This window comes from Caulobacter sp. 1776 (genome assembly GCF_040545685.1).
GTDB lineage: Bacteria > Pseudomonadota > Alphaproteobacteria > Caulobacterales > Caulobacteraceae > Caulobacter.
Window position 1 is genome coordinate 37,023 of the sequence record NZ_JBEPMI010000005.1, and the last position, 17,919, is coordinate 54,941.

The following is a 17,919-nucleotide window of genomic DNA, read 5'->3' on the forward strand; positions in this document are numbered from 1 at the left end:
TCCATGAGCGAAGCCTCCTCGCCGTCGATCGCGCCCCCCGACCGGGACGGCGCGATCGCGCGTATCGTGATCGTCGGCGGCGGCTCCGCCGGCTGGATGGCCGCGGCGGCCCTGTCGCGGGTGCTGGGCCCGCGTGGGCCGTGCATCACCCTGGTCGAGTCCGAGGAGATCGGCATCGTCGGGGTCGGCGAGGCGACCATCCCGCCGATCCGGACCTTCAACGCCCTGATCGGCCTCGACGAGGCCGCCTTCGTTCGCGAGACCCAAGGCACGTTCAAGCTGGGCATCGAGTTCGTCGACTGGACCCGGCTGGGCGACCGCTATTTCCATCCGTTCGGCGTCTATGGCCACGACTTCGGCCTCGCGCCGTTCGAGGCCGTCTGGCGACGCCTGCGCCGCGCCGGACAGGCCGCGCCGCTGGACGCCTATTCCGTCTGCGCCCGCGCCGCCGCCCAGGGCCGGTTCGCGCCGATCCCGCAGGCCGCCAATGGCCCGCCGCCGATGGGCTACGCCTTCCATTTCGACGCCACGCTGTATGCGCGGATGCTGCGCGCCCACGCCGAGGCCGCCGGCGTCGTCCGCCGCGAGGGCAAGGTGGTCGACGTCGCCCTGCGCGGCGCGGACGGCTTCGTCGAGGCCGTGACCCTGGCCAGCGGCGAGCGGATCGCCGGCGACCTGTTCATCGACTGCTCGGGCTTCCGCTCGCTGCTGCTGGGACAGGCCCTGGAAACGCCGTTCGAGGACTGGTCGCGCTGGCTGCCCAACGACCGGGCCCTGGCCGTGCCGTCGGCCAATGTTGGCCCGCCCGCGCCCTTCACCCGCTCGACGGCGCGCGAGGCGGGCTGGCAGTGGCGCATCCCGCTGCAGCACCGCACCGGCAATGGCTATGTCTTCTCCAGCCGCCACGTGTCGGTGGACGAAGCGACGGCGACCCTGCTGTCGGGCCTCGACGGCGACCCGCTGGCCGAGCCGCGCCTGCTGAGCTTCCAGGCTGGTCGGCGCGAGGCCTGCTGGGTCAAGAACGTGGTGGCCCTAGGCCTGGCCTCCGGCTTCCTGGAGCCGCTGGAGAGCACCAGCATCCACATGATCCAGGCCGGCGTCGCACGCCTGTTGGAAATGCTGCCGACCAGGGCCTTCGAGCCCGCCGACGCGCGGCGCTACAACCGCCTGATGGCGGCGGACTTCGACAATGTCCGCGACTTCCTCGTCCTGCACTTCCACGTCACCCAGCGCGACGACACGCCGTACTGGCGCGAACTGCGAACCATGACGCCGCCCGACAGCCTGGCCGAGCGGCTGGCCATCTATCGCGCCACCGGCCGGATCTTCCGCGAGAACGACGAGCTGTTCACCAAGACCAGCTGGCTGGCGGTGATGGAGGGACAGGCGGTCGGCGCACGCGACGACGACCCGCTGGCCTTGGGCGTTCCCCAGGACCTGGCCGCGGCCCGCCTGGCCAAGATCGCCGAGCTGGCGGGGCGGGCCGTCGAGCGCATGCCGGCCCACGGCGACTTCATCGCCGCGCACTGTCCAGCGCGGACGCCGGAGCCGGTCTAAAGACTCTCCCTAAAGGTATTTGATTGGTCATATTGATGGCGGCATGCGGAGTGATCCGCCTGTTGCTTTTTCTCGCGGCGTGAAACAGAAATTCCACAATGCGGAAGTTCGTGCTTGTGAAGCCCGGCGGCGGCGTTGTCTAAGTATGTGGGGTGATGCGGTTTCGGCTTCGTGGAAGTCGCGGTCCCAGTTGAAAGCGCCTTCGACGGCCTTTCGCGGTTTCGAAACGGCGGCGAGAGGTATTCGAATGGTCTCTTTCTTCTGGCGCCTCGCCCTCCCGCGCGGCGGGCTTTTCGCGAGCTAGAGTCGGATGACCATGACCGCTTTCCTGAACCGCCGCCAGGCCCTGACCGCCGCCCTCGCCGCCGCGATGGCGCCGCCGGCCCTGGCCGCGAGCCGGGCGGGGACGACCGCCGCGGCCAAGGCCAGTCTCGAGCGTCTGTTCGGCAAGCGCTTGGCCGGCGCGAGCCTGAGCCTGGCGCCGGCCGGAGAGCGGCCCTGGTATGCCGTCAGCGGCCAGGGCGGCAAGGTCTCGATCGCGGGCGACAGCCCGGTGGCCCTGGTGCGCGGCGCCTACGCCTATCTGCGCGAGGCCGGCCTGGCCCATGTCAGTTGGGAGGGGGATCGCCTCACCCAGGGCGGTGTCCTGCCCGCGTCCGCCGGCGGCCGCGTCGAGAGCCCGTTCAAGCATCGCGCCTATCTCAACACCTGCACCTATGGCTACACGACGCCGTGGTGGGGCTGGAAGCGCTGGAGCCGCGAGATCGACTGGATGGCGGCGCACGGCGTCGACATGCCGCTGGCCATGGAGGGCCAGGAATATGTCTGGCGAGCCCTGTGGAAGGAGTTCGGCCTGAGCGAGGCCGAGCTGGCCGACTACTTCTCCGGCCCGGCCTTCACGCCCTGGCAGCGCATGGGCAATATCGAGGGCTATCGCGCGCCGTTGCCGACGGCCTGGATCGACAAGAAGAAGGCCCTGCAGGTCCAGATCCTCACCCGGATGCGGTCGTTGGGCATGACCCCGATCCTGCCGGCCTTCGGCGGCTACGTGCCCAAGGCCTTCGCCCTGAAGAACCCCAAGGCCCGCATCTACCGGATGCGGCCGTGGGAGGGCTTCCACGAGACCTATTGGCTGGACCCGGCCGACCCGCTGTTCGCCAGGATCGCCGGACGGTTCCTGGCGCTGTACGCCCAGACCTACGGGGCGGGGACCTACTACCTGGCCGACTCGTTCAACGAGATGCTGCCGCCGATCAACGCCGACGGCGCGGACGCCCGCGACGCGGCCTATGGCGATGGGACAGCCAACACCGCCGCGACCAAGACCAAGGTCGAGATCGATCCGGCGCTGAAGGCCAAGCGCCTTGCCGCCTATGGCAAGGCGATCTACGACTCGATCCGCCAGGGACAGCCTGACGCGGTCTGGGTGATGCAGGGCTGGCTGTTCGGCGCCGACAGCCACTTCTGGGATCCGGCGGCGATCTCGGCCTATCTGAGCCTGGTCCCCGACGACAAGCTGATGATCCTGGACATTGGCAACGATCGCTATCCGGACGTCTGGAAGAACGCCAAGGCGTTTGGCGGCAAGCCGTGGATCTACGGCTACGTGCACAATTACGGCGGCAGCAATCCGGTCTACGGCGACCTCGACTATTATCGTCGCGACTTGGCGGCGATCACGGCCAATCCCGGCACGGGCAAGCTGGCCGGTTTCGGCATGTTCCCCGAGGGTCTGCACAACAATTCGATCGTCTACGAGGCGGTCTACGATCTGGCCTGGGGCGCGGGGCAGGCGTCGCAGGCGGCCTGGTTGTCGACCTACGCCCGCTCGCGCTACGGCCACACGACGCCCGACCTGGACGCGGCCCTGGGCCAGCTGGTCCAGGCGGCCTATTCGACCCGCTACTGGTCGCCGCGCTGGTGGAAGAGCAAGGCCGGAGCCTACCTGTTCTTCAAGCGGCCGACGGCGACGATCGGCGAGTTTCCGCCCCATCCGGGCGACCGCGCGAAGCTGGACGCCGCGGTCCGCGCCCTGGCCGCTCAGGCCGACGCCTTCGCCGATCAGCCGCTGTTCGTGCTGGACCTGGTCGACGCGACCCGCCACCTGGCCAGCCTGGAGATCGACGGCCAGCTGCAGGCCGCCGTCGCCGCCTATCGTCGGGGCGACACCGCCGCCGGCGACCGGGCGCGCGGCGAGGTCGAGGCCCTGGCCTTGTCGATCGACGCCCTGCTCGGCGTCCAGCCCGAGACCCTGGCCACCTGGATCGCCGACGCCCGCGCCTATGGCGACACGCCGGCCGACGCCGCGGCCTATGTCGCCAACGCCAAGGCGCAGGTCACCGTCTGGGGCGGCGAGGGCAATCTCAACGACTATGCGTCCAAGGCCTGGCAGGGGCTTTATCGCGACTTCTACCTGCCGCGCTGGTCGCGGTTCCTGGACGCCCTGAAGGCGGCCGGGACCGGGCCTTTCGACGAGGCGGCCGTCACCCGCGACGGCGTCGCCTGGGAGCGCGCCTGGGTCGCCGCCGACACCGCCTACCGCCGCGAACGTCCGGCCGATCCGGTGGCCGGCGTGAAGGCCCTGATCGCCCGCATCGACCACGCCGCAGAGAAGAAGAACGGATGACCAAGCCCGCCGCGCGTTTCCTGTCCCTCGACGTCTTCCGGGGGCTGACGGTCTGCCTGATGATCGTCGTCAACACCGCCGGGCCCGGCGCCAAGGCCTACACCCAGCTGGTCCACGCCCCGTGGTTCGGGTTCACGGCGGCCGACGCGGTGTTTCCGTCGTTCCTGTTCGCGGTCGGCTGCTCGATGGCCTTCGCCTTCTCGCGACCGATCCCGACGGGCGAGTTTCTGGCCAAGGTGCTGCGGCGCACGGCCCTGATCTTCCTGCTGGGCTTCCTGATGTACTGGTTCCCATTCGTCCACAAGGTCGATGGACACTGGGTCGCGAACCCGTTCTCCGACACCCGGGTGATGGGCGTGCTGCAGCGGATCGCCCTCTGCTACATGCTGGCCGCGTTCGCCGTGCGCTGGCTCTCGCCGCGCCTGATCGTCGTGCTGTCGATCGCCCTGTTGCTGGGCTATTGGGCGATCCTGCTGGCCTTTGGCGATCCGGCCGATCCGCTGTCCAAGCTGGGCAACGCCGGCACCCATCTCGATCTGTGGCTGATCGGCCAGAACCACCTGTATCGCAAGGACGGAGGCTTTGATCCCGAAGGCCTGCTGGGGACCTTGCCGGCGACGGTCAACGTGTTGGCCGGCTATCTGGCCGCGCGCGTCCTGAAGGACGCGACCGACGCCCGCCGCGCCGTGCTCCGCATGGCCTTGGCCGGCGTCGTGTTGATCGCCGGCGCCCTGGCCTGGGGCCTGGCCTTCCCGATCGCCAAGAAGCTGTGGACGAGCAGTTTCGTCCTGCTGACCGTCGGCCTGGACCTCGTGGTGCTGGCGGCCCTGACCGCGCTGCTGGAAGGCAAGGCGCCCAATCCAGCGACCCGCTTCTTCCAGGTGTTCGGCCTCAATCCGCTGGTGATCTACCTGTTCTCGGAACTGTTCGTGACGGTGCTGGGGATGATCGAGGTCGCGCCCGGCGAGGGGCTTTACAAGTGGGTCGGCGTCCACGTGTTCCAGGCCCTGACGCCCGGCGCGCTGGGCTCGCTGCTGTGCGCGGTCGCCTACATGCTGGTGTGCTGGTTGCTGGGCTATGTCATGGACCGCCGTGGCATTGTCGTGAAGTTGTAGGACCCGCCATGCGCATCGCCCCTCTTCGTATGGTCATGGCCGCGGTCGCCCTGCTGTCGGCGACGTCGGCCTGGGCCGATCAGCTGGAGAAGGTGGTGATCCTCAGCCGCCACGGCGTGCGCGCGGCGATGTCGGCGCCCGAGCGGCCGGAGGAGGCTTCGGCCCGCCCGTGGCCGCGCTTCGAGGTTCCGCCGGGCCACCTGACCGCGCGCGGCGGCCAGATGATCGAACTGATGGGCGGCTACTACCGCCAGCTCTACGCCGCCGAGGGGCTGCTGAAGCCCGGCGATTGCGGGGCGACCTACTACTGGGCCAACGTCACCCAGCGCACCATCGCCACGGCGCAGGCCTATGCGCGCGCGATCTCGCCCGGCTGTGCGGTCGCCGTGAACACGGTGGGCGAGGGGCGGGACGATCCGATGTTCGAGCCGGTCAAGGCCGGCGTCGTCAAGCCCGACCCGGCCCTGGCCCGGGCCGCCGTGGCCGGGCGGGTCGGCGGCGACCTGGCCGCCTGGAGCGCCAGCCACCGCCAGGAGGCCGAGCAGCTCGACGCCTTCCTGATGCAATGCGCGCCGGGCGCCTGTTCGGCGACACCTGGCAAGCGGCGGATCTTCGACGCCAAGCCCGGCTTCGTCGAGGGCGAGGACTTGGCTGGCCTAGCCGGTCCAGAGGCCTTCGCGTCCGGCGTCACCGAGAGCCTGCTGATGGCCTGGGCCGACGGGCGCGACTTCGCCGGCCTGGGCTGGAAGGGCGTCGACGAGGACACGCTGACCCGGACCTTCTTCCTGCACCAGGCCGAGTTCGACTTGCGACTGCGTACGCCCTATGTCGCCAAGGCGCTGTCGAGCCCGCTGGCCGGACGGCTGCTGGCGACCCTGAAGACGAGCGCCTCGCCCTCGGCGATCGGGCCGTGGGACGCCAAGGTCGTGGTGGTCGCCGGCCATGACGGCACCCTGGCCCTGCTGGGCGGGCTGCTGGGGATGGAATGGGCGCTGCCCGGCTATCAGCCCAACCAGATCCAGCCCGGCGGCGCCTTGGTGTTCGAGCGCTGGCGGCGCGATGACGGCGTGCGGGTGATCCGGACGCGATTCACGGGGCAGAGCCTGAAGCAATTGCGCGACGCCACGCCGCTGAGCCTGACCACGCCGCCTTTGAGCGCGCCGGTGTTCATCCCCGGCTGCAGCGCCGCGACGCCGGCCTTCGACTGTCCGCTCGACAGGTTCGACGCGGTGGTGACGAGCGCGATCGCGCCTTAGCGCGGCGCGGCCGTGGAGGCGCGGGGGATCAGGGTCAGTTCGGCGCTGACGTGGCGGCGCTCGTCCTCGCCGTCCTGGCGGATCAGGGCGGCGGCCATGGAGACGGCGGTGGCGGCCATCTCGGCGATCGGCTGGCGGATGGTGGTCAGCTCGGGCCAGATGGTCGAAGCCACGGGCGTGTCGTCGAAGCCGCCGATGCTGAGCTCGCCGGGCACGTCCAGGCCCAGGCCGTGGGCCACGGCGCTGACGGCGGCGGCCATGTCGTCATTGGCCGCGAAGATCGCCGTGGGACGCCGGCTGGCCCGCAGCAACTGGCGGGCGGCGTCCAGGCCCGAACGATAGGTGAAATCGCCGTCGGCGACGAAGGCGTCGGGCACGGCCAGGCCGGCGTCGGCCATGGTCTCGCGGAACCCTTCCTCGCGTCGACGGGCCGGGGAGTGCTGGCGGTCGCCCCGGATGAAGGCGATGTCGACGTGGCCCAGGTCGATCAGGTGGCGGGTCATCATCCGCGCGCCGGCGAAGTCGTCGACGGATACCGAGGCCTTGTCGGAACGCGGCGTGGCGGTGGCGAAGCTGACCGAAGGCACGCCCTCGCGCTCGAGATAGGCGAAGACCTCGGGGTCGTCGCACAGCGGCGGCGGCAGGACGATGGCCCGCACGCCGGCCTCGACCAGCTTGCGCACGGCGGCCAGAGGGGTGGGATGGGCCAGGGTGGGTTCGATCAGCAGCTGATTGCCGCCGGCGCTGGCCTGCTTGAACGCGCCCATCAGGAAGTTGCTGAGGTTGGACGAGTTCGGATTGGAATAGAGCAGGCCGATCTGGGCGATGCCGGTGCGCGTGGCGCGGGCCTGGGTGTTGGGACGGTAGCCCAGGGTCTGGATCGCCGCGTGGACCCGTTCGCGGACCGGGGCGCTGACGTGCGGATAGTCATTGACCACCCGCGAAGCCGTCATCGACGAAACACCCGCCTGGCGCGCCACGTCATGGATGGTGGGCGTCTGCCGCCGCTGTCCGCTCAAGAGCCGTCCTCGCACCTTGGCGCGACTCCCTGACGGATCCGCGCTGACGCCATTCTACCGAAGTCGCGGGGCCGATGTCCAAGCGCACGGGCCTAGACCTTGGTCGCGTATCGACGAGCGCTTGCCAAGGCGGATCGGCTGAGGTTTGATATCGTTATCACAAGCGGTAACGCGAACGAGTTGGGGTGGAGCGTGTCGGAAGAGAATGAGGCCCGCGGCGTGGGCGCGGCGGATCGGCGCGCGGTCCTGGCGGGCGCCGGCGCGGCGTTGCTGGCGGGCCCGGCCTGGGCGGCCAAGGGGGACGGCCTCGAGATCGTTTCCCCGGACGGGCGTGTTCGTCTGCGGCTGAGCGTCGACGCCCGGGGACCCGCCTGGAGCGTCACGCGCGTCGGGCGTCCGGTGCTGGCCGCCAGTTCCTTGGGCCTCGTGCTGGCGGATGGTCGGCGGCTGGGGCCGGGCGCGCGCTTGGCGGGGGTGACGCGCCGCCGAGAGCGTGGCGACTGGGTCCCGACCTACGGCATCCGCGCCCGCTATGACCAGGCCTGCTCCGAACTGACCGCCGAATTCGTCCAGCCCGACATGGGTGTCCGGTTCGCCGTGGTCGCGCGCGCTTACGACCACGGCTGCGCGGTCCGCTACGTCCTGCGCGCGGCGCCCGGCGGAGCGATGAAGCTGGCCGGGGAGGCGACAGGTTTCGTCCTGCCGCCGGAGACCGTGGTCTATGCCAGCCGCGACGAGGGCGAATACCAGCGCACCGCGCCGGCGGGGCTGGCGCCGGTCGTCCATCCGAACCTTACCGCCAGCGCCGACAAGGAACCCCTCGCCGACCTGCCGGTGACGGCGCTGGTTCCGGGCGCGGCGGTGCTGATCGCCGAATCCGACCGCCTGAACTATCCGCGCGCCATGCTGAAGGCCGAGGAGGGCAAGCTCGCCGTCCACCTGATGCGTTTCCCGGGCCGCGCCGACGGCTATTCGGGGCCGGGCGACACCCCGCCCGAGGAGAGCTTCGACTTCGCGGTCGGCCAGGCCAGCCCCTGGCGCGTGCTGCTGATCGCCGAGCACGAAGCCGGTCTGATCGAGCACGCCGACCTGATCACCACCCTGGCCAGTCCCAATCGGCTGGGCGACGTGCGCTGGGTCAAGCCGGGCCGCGCCATCCGGGTCCGCAAGCCCTACTCGATGGCCGGGACCATGGACGTCATCGCCTTCGCCGCGGCGCGCAAGCTGGACTACATCGAGTTCGACGCCCAGTGGTATGGCGACGGCACGGATCCCAGCGACGCCAGCCGCGCCATTCCCGCCCTGGACATGCCGGCCATCGTCGCCGCGGCGCGCGAGAAGGGCCTGGGCGTCATCCTCTATGTCGACCGCGTCCCGGCCATGCGCCAGCGCGACCAGATCCTGGCGATCTACAAGGCCTGGGGCGTGGCGGGGATCAAGTTCGGCTTCGTCTGGGAAGGTCGACAGTCGGACAACCGGTACATCGTGGATCTGATCCGCGCGTGCGGCGAGCACCACCTGCTGGTGAACCTGCACGACAACCTGAGGCCGGCGGGCCTGGAGCGGACCTATCCGAACTACGTCGCCTTGGAAGGCGTGCGCGGCAACGAGCAGTTCCCGACCGCGCGCCACAACCTCACCCTGCCGTTCACGCGGGCCGTGGCCGGGCCGATCGACTACACCATCTGCTACGCCCACGAGCGCAACCAGACCACCAACGCCCACCAGCTGGCGATGGCGGCCGTCTACTACAATCCGCTGACCTTCCTCTACTGGTACGACACCCCGGCCAAATACGCGGCCAAGCCCTGGCCGGAACTGGCCTGGTTCGACGACTGTCCGACCGTCTGGGACGAGACCCGCGCCCTGGCCGGCCGCATCGGCGAGTATGTGGTGGTAGCGCGCCGCCACGGCGACCGCTGGTTCCTCGGCGCCATGACCAACGAGACGCCGCGCGTGCTGAAGATCCCGCTGGACTTCCTGGGCCATGGCGAGCGCCGTGCGCGCGTGTTCTCCGACGGCGCGGCCGGGACCAAGGCCAACCAGACGCCGGTCGTCGTCTCCGAGACCCGGGTGCGTGGGAGCGGCGTTCTGACCCTTGACCTCAAGCCGAGCGGCGGCCAAGCGATCCTGTTCGAGGCGCCAGAAGGCAAGTCATGAGCAAGCGATCGATCCTTCTGGCCCTGGCGCTGTTGGCGGCATCACCGACCGCGAGCCTGGCGGCCGAGACACGAGCGTGGCTGCCTGACCAGGGCGATGGGACCTATCGCAACCCGGTGCTGGCGGGAGACTATTCCGATCCGGACGTGGTGCGGGTGGGGCAGGTCTATTATCTGACCGCCTCGTCGTTCACGAACACGCCGGGCCTGCCGATCCTGCGCTCGACCGACCTCGTCAACTGGACGCTGATCGGCCATGCGCTGAAGGACATCCCGCCCGTCGCCCACCACATGACGCCGCGGCGCGGCGGCGGGGTCTGGGCGCCGGCCATCCGCCATCACGGCGGCCGGTTCATGATCTACTATCCAGACCCGGACTTCGGCGTGTTCCTGGTCACCGCCAAGGACCCGGCCGGGCCGTGGTCCAAGCCGGTGCTGGTCGACGACGCCAAGGGCATGATCGATCCGGCGCCCTTCTGGGACGACGACGGCCAGGGCTGGTTGGTCCACGGCTGGGCCCGTAGCCGCGCCGGCTTCGCCAACGTCGTCAGCTTGCGCCGCCTGAACGCGGCCGGCGACAAGGCCGTCGGCGAGCGGATCAGGATCATCGAGCCCGACAACCTGCGCAAGGTGGCGACCTCGCGCGGGCCATTTCCGTGGATGACCACCGAGGGCCCCAAGCTCTACAAGCGGGACGGCTGGTACTACGTCTTCGCCCCCAGCGGCAGCGTCAAGGGCGGCTGGCAAGGCGTGTTCCGCTCGCGCAAGCTGACGGGGCCTTACGAGGGCCGCGACGTGCTCGACCAGGGCAAGACCGAGGTCAATGGCCCGCACCAGGGCGCCTGGGTGACCACCCCGACCGGCGAGGACTGGTTCCTGCACTTCCAGGACGCCGACTCCTACGGCCGCCGCGTCTGGCTGGAGCCGATGGCCTGGAAGGCCGGTTGGCCGGTGATCGGCGCGGATCCGGACGGCGACGGGGTCGGCGAGCCGGTGCTGACCCATCGCAAGCCCAAGAGCGCCGCGGCCTCGGCGATCACGGCCCCGGTCGACAGCGATCGTTTCGACGGCAAGATGTCGCTGGCCTGGCAGTGGAACGCGAACGCCCAGGCCGACTGGGCCGACATGGCGGCGGCGCCCGGCAAGCTGCGGCTGAAGTCGATCTCTGGCTCGGAGAACCTCTGGGAGGCCGGCGCGCTGCTGACCCAGAAGCTGCCGGGCGAGCGGTTCACGGCGACGACCAAGCTGACCTTCGCCCCGCGCGCGATCGGCGAGCGGACGGGCCTGCTGATGTTCGGTTCGGACTATGCCTGGCTGGGCCTGCAAAACGGCAAGGACGGGCTGTCGCTGGTCCGGGTCGACCGTCTCGGGGCCAGCGCTTTCCAGCCCGAACGGGTGACGACGGTGCTGGACAAGGCGCCCGCCACGGTGTGGCTGCGCCTGTCCGCCGCGCCGGTGACGGTAGCCGATCCGCCGCCGGATTTTTCGCCGTACTGGCCTTCGATGCTGCGCTCGCTGCACGCCAAGGTGACGTTCAGTTACAGCCTGGACGGGGTGACCTACCAGCCCGCGGGTGAGCCGTTCGTCAGCAAGCCTGGCCGCTGGGTCGGGGCGCAGATGGGCCTGTTCGCCCAGGCGCCCAGCGGCACGCCGTCCAACAGTTCGACCAGGGTCGGCTGGTCGGACGTCGAAGAGTTTCTCGTCAGTCCTTGATCAGAGCCCTCGGCGCGTTTGATCGCGGCCCGGCGCCTGCTAAGGACTATCTTTGTTATCGTCATCAATCGCGAGGGCGCTTGACCGGATCACGTGAGACCAGGCGGGCGGACGACCCGTCCCGGCCCGTCACCATCCACGACGTGGCGCGCCACGCCGGGGTCGGCTCGATGACGGTCTCGCGGGTGATCCGGGGCGCGGCCAATGTCAGCCCGGCGATGCGCGAGCGGGTCGAGGCCTCGGTCCGGGCGCTGAACTACCAAGTCAATGTCGCCGCCCGGGCGACGCGCGCCCGCACGGCCGCCGCGCGGATCGGCATCCTCTACTCCAACCCCAGCGCCTCGTATCTCAGCGAGATCATGGTCGGCGGGCTGGAGCAGAGCTCCAAGCTGGCGAGCCACCTGCTGTTGGAGCGCTGCGAGGGCCTGGCCGGCCAGCAGGCGGCGGTGAAGCGGCTGCTGGCGGCGGGGGTGGACGGGGTGATCCTGCCGCCGCCGCTGTGCGACTCCCGGCCGACCATCAACCGGCTGCGCGCCGCCGGCGTCACCGTTCTGGCCCTGGCCACGGCGCGGCCGATGGACGACGTCTCGTGCGTGCGGATCGACGACTTCCAGGGCGCCCTGGCCATGACCCGGCGGCTGGTCGCCTTGGGTCATCGCGATATCGCCTTCATCAAGGGCGACCCGCAGCATACGCCGACCGAGGTCCGCTTCGAGGGCTTCGCGGCGGGCATGGCCGAGGCCGGCCTGGCGATCCGCGACGACTGGATCGCCGAGGGGCTGTTCACCTATCGCTCGGGCCTGGCGGCGGCCGAGCAGCTTTTGGACGGAGCGAGGCGACCGACGGCGATCTTCGCCAGCAACGACGACATGGCCGCCGCGGCCCTGGCCGTCGCCCACGGCCGCCAGATCGCCGTGCCCCAGGATCTGACCGTCTGCGGCTTCGACGACACCGCCGTGGCCACGACGGTCTGGCCGGAGCTGACCACCATTCACCAGCCGATCGCGGCCATGGGCCGGATGGCCGTGACCTTGATCGCCGACCAGATCCGCGCCGAGAAGGCCGGCGGCGAGCCGGCCCCCGACCATCACCTGATGAAGTTCACCCTGATCGAGCGTGGCTCGTCGGGGCCGCCGCCAGGGCTCTAACCTCGTCCAGCGACCACAGGCGCGCGGCGCCGCGCACGCCCGAGGCGTCGCCCCAGACGGCGGGGGCGATCGTGGCGCGCCATGGGTCGGCGAAGACACGCGGCGCGACCAGGTCCGGCAGGCGGGCGTAGATCTCCGAGACGTTCGACAGCCCACCGCCCAGTACGATCACGTCCGGGTCGACGATGTTGCAGAGCACGGCGACGGCGCGGCCCAGGCGGTCGAGATAACGCTCGAAGGCTGCGGTCGCCTCGGGCTCGCCGGCGCGGTAGCGGTCGATGATCGCTTCGCCCGTCGAGTCCTGGCCGGTGGCGCGCCGGAAGTCGTGGCGCAGGCCGGTGCCGGAGACCCACATCTCCAGGCAGCCGCGCTGGCCGCACCAGCAGACGGGCCCTTCGCGTTCGTCCGCGCTGGGCCAGGGCAGGGGTATGTGGCCCCACTCGCCGGCGATGCCGTTGGGACCTTCGATCAGCTTGCCGTCGATGGTCAGCCCGCCGCCGCAACCGGTGCCGAGGATGATGGCGAAGGCCACCTTGGCGCCGGCCGCCGCGCCGTCGACGGCTTCGGACAGCGCCAGGCAGTTGGCGTCGTTGGCCAGGCGCACCGGACGGTCCAGGGCCTCGGACAGGTCCTCGCGGAACCGTCGGCCGTTCAGGTACAGAGAGTTGGCGTTGCGCATCACCCCGGTGGCCGGCGAGATCGACCCGGGCGCGCCGACGCCCAGCGAGCCTCGCGCGCCCACCTGGTGCTCGAGCTTGGCCACCAGGTCGCGCACGACCGAGAGCGCGGCGTCGTAGGCGCCGGGGTTGGGCACGCGGGCCCGGGCCAGCACTTGGCCGGTCGCGTCCAGGGCGGCGGCCTCCACCTTGGTGCCGCCGAAATCCACGCCGATCTGGATCACCAATAGGGCTCCCAGACGCGCGTGAGCCGCATCAGCGCCTCGAGGAAGAAGTAGTCGCCCCAGATGCAGGCCTCGTCGACGCCGACGCCGTTGGGCATGTGATAGACCGCGTGGGCCAGGACGCCGGTTCCGGGCGGCCCCGGAGGCAGCAGGTAGCGCTCGCCCAGCGTCTCGACCATGGCCAGGGCGGCGGTTTCGTAGGTCTCGCGATCGGGATCGGAGAGGGGCAGGGCGCGGGCCAGCTCCAGCAGGCCGCAGGCGGCGATGGCGGCGGCCGAGCTGTCACGGGGCTGGGTCGCGTCGGCGAAGATCAGATCCCAGCAGCAGATCAGGTCGTCCGGCAGGCGGTTGAGGAAGTAGTTGGCCAGCCGCGCGGCCGTCTCGATCAGGCCCGGCTCGGCGTTGTAGCGATGCACCAGCGGGAAGCCCGCCACGCCCCAGGCCTGGCCTCGCGCCCAGCATGAGCTGTCACTGAAGCCCTGATGGGTCGTTCCTCGCAGCGGCGCGCCCGAGCCAGGATCCATGAAGAAGGTGTGGAAGGTCGAGGCGTCGGGTCGCACGATATGGCGCGCGGCCTGGGCGATGTGGCGGTTGGCGGCCTGGGCGAAGGCGGGCTCGCCGGTCTCCTCGCCCGCCCAATAGAGCAGGGGGAGGTTCAGGTTGCAGTCGATGATCATCCGACCGGCCTGGGCGGGATCGGAAAGATCGCCCCAGGCCTGGATGACGCCGGCCGCGGGCAGGTAGCGCTCCAGCAGCTTGCGCGCCGCCGCCAGGGCCGCGTCGCGGGCCACGAGGTCGCCGGTCAGTTTCCAGGCCGAGACGCAGGACAGCGAATAGAGAAAGCCCAGGTCGTGGTGGTCGACGGCGATCGCGTTGTCGATCCGGTCGCGAAAGCCCAGCACCTGGTGCTCGGCCGCCTCGCGATAGCGGTCCTGGCCGGAGGCCTCCCAGGCCAGCCACAGCATCCCGGTCCAGAAGCCGTTGGTCCACTCGGTGTTGTCGATCGCAGGATAGACGCCGCCCTGGCTGGACGGGGCCGGGAAGGCGTCGGTGAACACCGCGAGGTTGTGGTCGATCCGCGCCAGCACGGCGGCCAGGATGGCGTCCAGGCGGTCGCGATCGGGGCGTGGGCGGGTCAGGATCTCGCCGGCGCGCCCGATAGGCTCGCGGGGGGCGATGGAGACGCGGGACATGCTCAATTGACCTTGGCGACGTCCGATCCGAGGTCGGCCTGGGCCAGCGGCGGCAGCGCCTTGGCCTCGCCGGCGGTCCGGGGCGTGGAAGACAGGCTGAACCAAGACGCCAGCCAGAAGGCGGCCGCGCCGAGGGCGATCAGCAGATAGGTGTGGGGGAAGCCGATCAGGTCGTAACCCTTGCCGACGATCGGCGACAGGATCGCCAGACCCAGCGAGTGGCCGAAGCTGACGCCCACCAGATAGAGGGTCGAGGCCAGGCGGGTCTCGAAGTGGAAGGCGATGTAGCGGAAGATCGACACGGCCAGGATCGGCAGCTCGATCGCGTGCAGCATCTTCATCGCCGAGATGGCCCACGGGCCGGCCACCAGGCCCGAGCCGGCGATGCGCGCGATCATGATCGCGGCGGCCAGCAGCAGGCCGTTCTTGGCTCCGATCCGGTTGACGATGAACGGGGCCACGAACAGCATCCCGGCCTCGACGAAAATCTGGGCCGAGTTCAGGTAGCCGAACATCGCCGCGCCCTGCTTCGGATCCGCGAACTGCGAGGCGTAGTAGGCCGGGAACTGCTGGTCGTAGACCTGGTAGAGATTGGTCACGCCCAGGATCAGCACCATGAAGCCCCAGAACTTCGGCAGCTTCAGGATGGCCAGGGCGTCCAGCGGTTTCAGGCTGTCCGAACGCTGGCGCTCGTCGTCGGTAGTCTCGACCCTGGTGAGGGCCAGCAGCGGCAGCAGCAGCAGGCCGGCGGCCGAGGCCAGGGCGAAGTTGATCATCGGGTCGATGTTGAACAGCCGGCCCGAGAAGAACGCCGCGAACGCGAAGCCCAGCGAGCCCCACAGGCGCGCGCGGCTGTATTCGAAGCCGTACTTGCGGCCCACGCGGTCGACATAGGACTCGATCGCATAGCTGCCGGCGATGAAGGTCACGCCCAGATAGGCGCCGCCGGCGATCGCGCCCAGCAGCAGGTTGGTCTTCAGCAGCGGGCCATAGACGAAGGCGAAGAAGGCGCCCGAGAGCAGGACGAGGACGCCCACCGTCCACAGGATCGTCTTGCGCAGGCCCACCTTGTCCGAGACGAAGCCGTAGATCGGCTGCGAGATCATGGCGAAGACGAAATTGGCGGCGAACACCACGCCAGTCTGGGCGCCGGTCAGGCCCAGGGTGCGCTTGAGCCACAGGGCCAGCAGCGAGATGCTCATGGCCTGGGCGAAGAAGTAGAGGAACAGGAAGGCGCTGAGCAGCGCGTAGTTCTTCTTCAAGGTCATGGCCCACGCCTCCCGCGTCCGGCGGCGTCCCGCTGCTTCGGCGGGCTGACCGGACATTTCGGTCATAGAACATGCTGATAACGATACCAACTAATTTTCGTCATGGACCGGCGCTTTTCCGAGCGGCTTGCGGATTGGCGATGATATCGATATCAATATCACATCCTTCGGGATCTCCCCCTGCATGGCGGCTCTCGGGCCGTTGGGGCGTCGGCGTGGTCGACGCCCCGCCTTTTTCGGCCGCGGGCGCGGCGTGTCGAGACGGTCGGGTGGGGGGGCAAGATAAGAACAGGCTGGACCGCGCCGTCCGAGGGGAGACTGTCCATGATCCGATCCGCCGCCCTCGCGGGTGTCCCCATGGCTGCATGGGCGCTGCTGGCGTCAGCGTCCCCGGCTTGGTCGCAGGCGACCTCGGAAGCCGGGCTCTTCACCTACGCCGCCCCGCCGCCCAAGTTGCTGTACGCCCTGCACAACGACGACTTCACGGTGCGGGTGCGCCGGCCCGGCGGATCATGGCGGGACCTTTATGAATACACCGCCAAGGTCGACCAGGACGGACCCAGCAACGTATCGATGGTGCAGTTCGACTTCCAGGGCGGGACGGTCGAGATCGGGATCGAGAAGAACAACGGCGACTTCCGCCGCGTCGAGGTGCGGCCCGTCGCCAACGCCATCAAGCCCAGGGTCGAGAACGGTCTCGTCGTCTTCACGATCGACAAGCCGCAGAACCTGTCCGTCGAGTTCGACGGCGACCGGCTGCACAATCTGCATATCTTCGCCGGCGCGCCGATCCCCCGGCCGGCCCCGGGACCGGACGTCGTGGTGTTCGAGCCGGGCATCCACACGCCGCCGCAGGGGCAGGCCTTCTTCCCGGTCCAGTCGGGCCAGACGATCTATGTCGCCGGCGGCGCGATCCTGCAGGGCACGTTCAAGCCGGAGAAGGTCGAGAATGTCCGGATTATCGGTCACGGCATCGTCGACCGCCCGGCCGATCAGCTGACGGTGCAGGACTCGCGGAACGTGACGGTCGAGGGCCTGACCTTCCTGACGCCGGTCCACGGCACGATCGCCTGCGCCTCGTCCCGCCAGGTCGTCTTCAAGGACATCAAGACCCTGAGCAACGGCCAGTGGTCCGACGGGATCAACATCTTCGCCTGCCAGGACGTCCAGATCGAACGGGCCTTCGTGCGGACCTCGGACGACAGCCTGGCGATCTACGCGACCCGCAAGAACGGGGTGGGCGATACACGCCACATCCGCGTGAGCCGCTCGGTGTTCTGGCCGGACGTCGCCCACGCGATCTTCATCGGCCTGCACGGCGACAGCCAGACGCCCAACACGCTGGAAGACATCGCCATCGACGACATCGACGTGCTGGACCTCGACGAGGACGATCCCGAATATCAAGGCGTGATGGCGATCAGCGCCGGCGACACCAACACGGTGCGCGACGTCACATTCAGCCGCGTGCGCGTCGAGCATATCCAGGAAGGCAAGCTCTTCAACCTGCGCACCGTCTATAACGGCAAGTACAACACCAGCCCCGGCCTGCTGATCGAGAAGATCCATTTCCGGGACATCCGCTTTTCGGGCGCCGGCTGGGCCAGCCCCTCGACGATCGCGGGCCTCTCGCCCGATCGCCCGGTGCGGGACGTCACCTTCGAGAACGTGGTGGTCGCCGGCCGCAAGCTGACCGCCAAGGACCACGACATGATCGAGATCGGCCCGAACGCGGAAGGCGTTCGGTTCAAGTGATCCAACCTCGAGACGAACCGGCGCTCACAAGTTTGTGATATCGATATCAGTTTGATGCATTTGTCCGACTAATGGGCTTGCCAAGCTCTAATTGATAACGATATCAATTTGTACGGCCAACAGAGCCGAAACCATCGAACGGGCAAGCGCGATCCGCGCTCAAGCCCGTCAGGGAGTGAAACCGGGCGCTCGTGGCGTCCCACGATTTC

The 17,919-nt window shown here is 69.5% G+C and carries 12 protein-coding genes; 8 read left to right on the forward strand and 4 right to left on the reverse strand.

Annotated elements, in window-relative coordinates; all coding sequences use genetic code 11:
- The first annotated feature begins 3 nt into the window (after positions 1 to 3).
- From ABIC66_RS13895 to ABIC66_RS13910, 4 genes are all read left to right on the forward strand, one after another.
- Positions 4 to 1,557 (forward strand): tryptophan halogenase family protein, encoded by a 1,554-nt coding sequence (locus ABIC66_RS13895; protein ID WP_354070881.1) that lies wholly within the window; start codon positions 4 to 6, stop codon positions 1,555 to 1,557.
- A 310-nt stretch (positions 1,558 to 1,867) separates the two neighbouring features.
- Positions 1,868 to 4,183 carry an alpha-N-acetylglucosaminidase gene (locus tag ABIC66_RS13900; RefSeq protein ID WP_354070882.1) on the forward strand — a complete coding sequence of 772 codons (2,316 nt, stop codon included), beginning with the start codon at positions 1,868 to 1,870 and terminating at the stop codon, positions 4,181 to 4,183.
- Positions 4,180 to 5,298, forward strand: a complete 1,119-nt coding sequence (locus tag ABIC66_RS13905) for an acyltransferase family protein (RefSeq protein ID WP_354070883.1) — start codon at positions 4,180 to 4,182, stop codon at positions 5,296 to 5,298. Before ABIC66_RS13900 ends, ABIC66_RS13905 begins: the two co-directional genes overlap by 4 nt.
- Before the next feature lie 8 nt (positions 5,299 to 5,306).
- Complete coding sequence (locus tag ABIC66_RS13910) at positions 5,307 to 6,554, forward strand: histidine-type phosphatase (RefSeq protein WP_354070884.1); 1,248 nt, start codon at positions 5,307 to 5,309, stop codon at positions 6,552 to 6,554.
- On the opposite strand, the gene ABIC66_RS13915 is transcribed toward ABIC66_RS13910, so the two are convergent.
- Positions 6,551 to 7,573: a LacI family DNA-binding transcriptional regulator gene (locus ABIC66_RS13915; RefSeq protein WP_354070885.1), complete on the reverse strand. Its 1,023-nt coding sequence runs from the start codon at positions 7,571 to 7,573 to the stop codon at positions 6,551 to 6,553. The two genes, ABIC66_RS13910 and ABIC66_RS13915, sit on opposite strands and share 4 nt — an antisense overlap.
- A 192-nt stretch (positions 7,574 to 7,765) precedes the next feature.
- Between ABIC66_RS13915 and ABIC66_RS13920 the strand changes: the two genes are divergently transcribed.
- From ABIC66_RS13920 to ABIC66_RS13930, 3 genes are all read left to right on the forward strand, one after another.
- Positions 7,766 to 9,733, forward strand: coding sequence for a glycoside hydrolase family 97 protein (locus ABIC66_RS13920; RefSeq protein ID WP_354070886.1), 1,968 nt, complete (start codon positions 7,766 to 7,768; stop codon positions 9,731 to 9,733).
- A complete protein-coding gene (locus ABIC66_RS13925; RefSeq protein WP_354070887.1) occupies positions 9,730 to 11,445 on the forward strand; it encodes a glycoside hydrolase family 43 protein in 1,716 nt (571 codons plus the stop codon). The genes ABIC66_RS13920 and ABIC66_RS13925 overlap by 4 nt, the downstream gene beginning before the upstream one ends.
- An 80-nt stretch (positions 11,446 to 11,525) precedes the next feature.
- Positions 11,526 to 12,593: a LacI family DNA-binding transcriptional regulator gene (locus ABIC66_RS13930; RefSeq protein WP_354070888.1), complete on the forward strand. Its 1,068-nt coding sequence runs from the start codon at positions 11,526 to 11,528 to the stop codon at positions 12,591 to 12,593.
- Here the strand turns inward: ABIC66_RS13930 and ABIC66_RS13935 are convergent.
- From ABIC66_RS13935 to ABIC66_RS13945, 3 genes are read right to left on the reverse strand one after another with little or no spacing between them, the layout of a single operon-like run.
- Positions 12,547 to 13,494, reverse strand: coding sequence for an ROK family protein (locus tag ABIC66_RS13935; protein WP_354070889.1), 948 nt, complete (start codon positions 13,492 to 13,494; stop codon positions 12,547 to 12,549). The two genes, ABIC66_RS13930 and ABIC66_RS13935, sit on opposite strands and share 47 nt — an antisense overlap.
- Positions 13,491 to 14,687, reverse strand: coding sequence for a glycoside hydrolase family 88 protein (locus ABIC66_RS13940; RefSeq protein WP_354070890.1), 1,197 nt, complete (start codon positions 14,685 to 14,687; stop codon positions 13,491 to 13,493). The genes ABIC66_RS13935 and ABIC66_RS13940 overlap by 4 nt, the downstream gene beginning before the upstream one ends.
- A gap of 2 nt (positions 14,688 to 14,689) precedes the next feature.
- Positions 14,690 to 15,955: an oligosaccharide MFS transporter gene (locus ABIC66_RS13945; protein WP_354070891.1), complete on the reverse strand. Its 1,266-nt coding sequence runs from the start codon at positions 15,953 to 15,955 to the stop codon at positions 14,690 to 14,692.
- Positions 15,956 to 16,279: 324 nt separating this feature from the next.
- Here ABIC66_RS13945 and ABIC66_RS13950 point away from each other — a divergent pair, with 324 nt between their 5' ends.
- On the forward strand, positions 16,280 to 17,710 hold the full coding sequence (locus tag ABIC66_RS13950) for a glycosyl hydrolase family 28 protein (protein ID WP_354070892.1): 1,431 nt from the start codon (positions 16,280 to 16,282) through the stop codon (positions 17,708 to 17,710).
- The last annotated feature ends 209 nt before the right edge of the window (positions 17,711 to 17,919 follow it).